Source organism: Thalassolituus sp. UBA2009, from assembly GCF_002335285.1.
Taxonomy (GTDB): Bacteria; Pseudomonadota; Gammaproteobacteria; order Pseudomonadales; family Oceanobacteraceae; genus Venatoribacter; species Venatoribacter alkanivorans.
In genome coordinates this window covers 78,748-81,535 of record NZ_DDCJ01000101.1, presented here as the reverse complement: position 1 = coordinate 81,535, position 2,788 = coordinate 78,748, and the positions used below count along the sequence as shown (strand labels likewise).

Annotated in this window: 4 protein-coding genes and 1 pseudogene; 2 read left to right on the top strand and 3 right to left on the bottom strand. The window is 49.4% G+C overall.

What is annotated here, in order from left to right; all coding sequences use genetic code 11:
• Nucleotides 1-85 precede the first annotated feature (85 nt).
• Nucleotides 86-184, top strand: a pseudogene (locus B3P58_RS12885) (transposase); the annotation flags it as partial.
• Nucleotides 185-304: 120 nt separating this feature from the next.
• On the opposite strand, the gene B3P58_RS12880 reads toward B3P58_RS12885, so the two are convergent.
• Genes B3P58_RS12880 through B3P58_RS12870 form a run of 3 tightly spaced genes read right to left on the bottom strand, consistent with a single transcriptional unit; the run spans nucleotide 305 to nucleotide 1,982 of the window.
• Nucleotides 305-562, bottom strand: a complete 258-nt coding sequence (locus B3P58_RS12880) for a hypothetical protein (protein ID WP_260975351.1) — start codon at nucleotides 560-562, stop codon at nucleotides 305-307.
• Nucleotides 563-571: 9 nt separating this feature from the next.
• A complete protein-coding gene (locus B3P58_RS12875; RefSeq protein WP_286717967.1) occupies nucleotides 572-1,756 on the bottom strand; it encodes an Arm DNA-binding domain-containing protein in 1,185 nt (394 codons plus the stop codon).
• A complete protein-coding gene (locus B3P58_RS12870; protein ID WP_260975349.1) occupies nucleotides 1,749-1,982 on the bottom strand; it encodes a hypothetical protein in 234 nt (77 codons plus the stop codon). The genes B3P58_RS12875 and B3P58_RS12870 overlap by 8 nt, the downstream gene beginning before the upstream one ends.
• Nucleotides 1,983-2,107: 125 nt before the next feature.
• On the opposite strand from B3P58_RS12870, the gene B3P58_RS12865 reads away from it, so the two are divergent.
• Nucleotides 2,108-2,329 carry a helix-turn-helix domain-containing protein gene (locus B3P58_RS12865; protein WP_260975348.1) on the top strand — a complete coding sequence of 74 codons (222 nt, stop codon included), beginning with the start codon at nucleotides 2,108-2,110 and terminating at the stop codon, nucleotides 2,327-2,329.
• Nucleotides 2,330-2,788 lie beyond the last annotated feature (459 nt).

Here is a 2,788-nt window from a genome sequence, read left to right as displayed (position 1 = left end):
GATCGAGTGCAACGTGCCCAGGTGAATCGCCACCAGTTTGCTAGACACCTTTGAGTTAGAGAAAATGACTCAAACAGAGGTGAGTATGAGCAACAAACGCTATCCCGAAGAATTCAAGATCGAAGCCGTTAAGCAAGTGACCGTTGCCGGCCACAGTGTCGCTGATGTTGCTGAACGATTAGGTGAGATACACGATCTTGCGGCGGTGCTCTACCAGGTCTTCAATACATCCTCGTCATATTGGAAGAACCCCATTAACATTCAAAGGAATAACAGAAAGCTTAAAAATTAAATGCACATACTTTTAAAACTGATCATTCGGTAACAACGCAGAAAAAGCCCTACGCAACTGTCCTGTTGTGCGTTTTTCTGCAGGCCAGTTGCGCTGCTGCTCTAACACCCACACCTGCACTGCACGATAATTATTATAGCGACGACTAACCCCCAGATATCGGGCCAGCCCATACCCAGGCTGAATGTTGAAGCTGCGTATCAGCCACTCGGCCAGATCGTATGTCTTAGGAGGAATCCAGATGCTGCTGTACATTTGTTGCTGAATCATAAACACCTCCTAACGGTTACCAACCAGATTCTCAAACGCTGATCCGTCCATGCGGGTCAGGTTCGGGATGTAGCGCGAATACACCTTGAACAGCATTTCCGTAGAAGAATGTCCCAATACCCGTGCCACCCATTCCGGGTTCTCACCTGAAGCCAGAAACAACGTGGCGGCAGTATGTCGTGTTTGGTAGGGCCTGCGCGTTGCTAGGCCCAGGTAACGCAGCAGCGGATACCAGACTCTTTTGGTGACGTTGTTCTGATCCAGTGGCTCTCCGGCGGAGTTACAAAACACATAGGGGCTGATGCGTCCGGTGCTAGCACGCTGAGCCATCAGGGCATCGTAGACCGGCCCAAGCATGGGAATTTCGCGCTGAGAACCATTGTTTTTGGTGTATTCGGTTTGGCCGGCAATTAATGTTTCACGCACCAGAATCTGCCGGCGCTCAAAATCGATGTACTGCCACTTCAATCCATCTATCTCACCGGTACGCATGCCGGTAAAAAAACGCACGGTGTAGTAGTTGCGATAATCGGCACGCACGTTTTCGAGGATCTTGTTCACCTCGACGAGTGAGAAAGGCTCGATGTGGATTTTCTTCATCTTTAAAGGACGGATGTTCCGGTATGGATTTTCAAAGCCATACCGGTCGCATGCTTCATCCATGATCATCCGCAACACTCCCATCCGGTTGTTGAGTGTCTTGGCTGACAGAGTGGCATTGCCGCAACGCCCTGGAATCGCCGCCTGCTGCAAGCGAAAGTTGAGCAGATCCTCTTTGGTGATCTGATTCAGCGGTTGATCACCAAAGGCCGGGAGTAAGGCGCTGTCGAGCAGCGAGCGTACGTTACGCAAATGCGATGCCCGCCACTCAATGGATTTCTCTGTGAACCATTGTTGGCAGAACTCAGCGAAGGTTGGTATGGCCGGGCCTTTTTTGATTCCCACAGCGGGTGCCTGCTGATAACGCTCTTCCAATGCTTCTGCCTTGGCCACATTGGGGCTGTTGGGGAAAAACTCCCGGTAATTGAATTCCCCCAGAATGATTTTGGCTTCGATACGTTGCATCAGCGTTTCCAGCTGTTTCCGATTGCGAGGGATATCATCGAGTAGCGTTTGCTCTCGGTAACGCTGCCCTTTATAGCGAAAATCCAGAAACAGCTTATTGGTTTCCGGGCGCGCTCTTACCTTAGCCATGGCATACACCTCCGCGCGCCATAGGAATGGCGACCGTATCGGCAGTGTTGTTTAGCATTTCCTGTTCAATGGCTTCCCACAAATACAGGATCTTGCGTCCACCAAACGGGCGGATGTAATGCTTACCCTCCAGCAAGACATTGTCTTTCAGTGAGTTACGAATGGTGCGCGCGTCGTACTTGATGCGTGCAGAAAGCTCTTCGGTTGTCAGATATGTCATATTCATGAGAATATTTGCTCCTGTTGCGATCATCGAATGATAACTTAAGTTATCAGATGATTATTAATATAATCACACTTGGGGGCATTTCAAGTGTTTTTTGATAATTTTTATTATCACAGGTGCATTCTATGATCCGGTTTCATCTGAAAAAGCTGATTGCGGACAAAGAGTTTGCTGAAAAGCGGCGCATCACCATTGCGGAGATTTCGGAAGAGACCGGGATCAATCGTATGACTCTGTCAAAGATTCTGAACCATCCAGGCCACAGCACGGTTACCGACAACCTCGATAAGCTGTGCACCTACTTCGACTGCAAAATCGAAGACCTCGTTACCTACATCAAAGAGTGATCCCTGGATCACTCATCCGCTCGATCTCCCCGTCTTGATCTCCTTGTGCCTTTAGTTGCCTTAAGGTCAGGTCAAAAAACAACCACATCGATGTTTGAAATTTTTGGGCACACCTTGGGCACAAAATGGGCACAGGCCCGTTTTTGCTCTTTTTTGGGCGACCGTTTGGTGGGGTAAATCTGAGTGTTTTCGGATGTATCCGGACGATGGAAAACTGGCTGGTGAACAGAGCTATCTGGACAAGAATTGACCAATCACAGCGCTGTGCCCAAAGTAGCCTTAAGGTCAGACGATTTTTTCAGGGGGAACGAAAGAGGGGGCAGCCCAACAGTGGGGCCTGAATGGCGAAACCCAGCATTCATGCGGATTTCAGGCATAAAAAAACCCAACACAAGGCTGGGTTCTTTTAAATGGTTGCGGGAGCAGGATTCGAACCTACGACCTTCGGGTTATGAGCCC

Coding starts and splice junctions, on each gene's coding strand:
- B3P58_RS12870 (WP_260975349.1), bottom strand. CDS start 1,982: ATGAATATGACATATCTGACAACCGAAGAGCTTTCTGCACGCATCAAG.
- B3P58_RS12865 (WP_260975348.1), top strand. CDS start 2,108: ATGATCCGGTTTCATCTGAAAAAGCTGATTGCGGACAAAGAGTTTGCT.
- B3P58_RS12875 (WP_286717967.1), bottom strand. CDS start 1,756: ATGGCTAAGGTAAGAGCGCGCCCGGAAACCAATAAGCTGTTTCTGGAT.
- B3P58_RS12880 (WP_260975351.1), bottom strand. CDS start 562: ATGATTCAGCAACAAATGTACAGCAGCATCTGGATTCCTCCTAAGACA.